This is a genomic window from Zhongshania guokunii (assembly GCF_040892635.1).
GTDB classification, from domain to species: domain Bacteria; phylum Pseudomonadota; class Gammaproteobacteria; order Pseudomonadales; family Spongiibacteraceae; genus Spongiibacter; species Spongiibacter guokunii.
Genome location: NZ_JBFRYA010000042.1, coordinates 1 through 1,055 on the forward strand (window position 1 = coordinate 1; position 1,055 = coordinate 1,055).

Annotated in this window: 1 protein-coding gene; it reads left to right on the forward strand. The window is 56.7% G+C overall.

Annotated features, from left to right (window positions below; genetic code table 11):
* Window positions 1–1,055 (forward strand): Ig-like domain-containing protein (locus AB4876_RS19060; RefSeq protein ID WP_368383273.1); only part of this gene is annotated, 1,055 nt, incomplete at both ends.

A 1,055-nucleotide genomic window follows, 5' to 3' on the forward strand; every position in this document is an offset into this window, starting at 1 on the left:
CGCAGCGACCGCAACGATCACGGTCAACGACATCACAGCAGACGATATTGTTAACGCAGCGGAAGCGGGTACTTCGATTGATGTGACGGGCACCGTCGGTGGCGATGCAACCGTTGGTGACGCAATCAGCTTCACCATTAACGGCACGCCATACAGTGGCACCGTACTGGCGGGCAACACCTACAGTATTGCCGTTGACGGCGCCGACTTAGCGGCAGACACCAGCTTCGATGCCACTGTGACGGGCACTGATGCCGCGGGTAATCCATTTACCGCAACCACGACTTCAACGCATACCGTTGATACGTCTGCTGCGGCAACGATCACGGTCAACGACATCACACCTGACGACATTGTTAACGCTGCTGAAGCTGGAACAAGCATCAATGTCACCGGTACAGTGGGTGGCGATGCAACAGTGGGCGACACCGTTAGCTTAACGATTAACGGCACGCCTTACAGCGGTACTGTCTTGGCAGGCAACACCTACAGCATTGCCGTTGATGGCGCCGACTTAGCGGCAGACACCAGCTTCGATGCGACCGTAACGGGCACTGATGCCGCGGGCAATCCATTTACCGCAACGACTACCTCAACCCACACCGTTGATACGACAGCGAGCGCAACGATCACGGTTAATGACATCACGCCAGATGACATTGTGAACGCGGCCGAAGCCGGAACAAGCATTAACGTCACCGGTACTGTTGGTGGCGATGCAACCGTTGGTGACGCAATCAGCTTCACCATTAACGGCACGCCATACAGCGGTACTGTATTGGCTGGCAACACCTACAGCATTGCGGTGGATGGCGCCGACTTGGCCGCCGATACCAGCTTCGATGCCACAGTAACGGGCACTGATGCCGCGGGCAATCCGTTTACGGCTACCACGACCTCAACCCACACCGTTGATACGACGGCGAGCGCAACAATCACTGTTAACGACATCACACCTGATGACATCGTGAACGCGGCCGAAGCCGGAACAAGCATTAACGTCACTGGTTCAGTGGGTGGCGACGCCGCGCCTGGTGATACGGTTAGCTTCACCA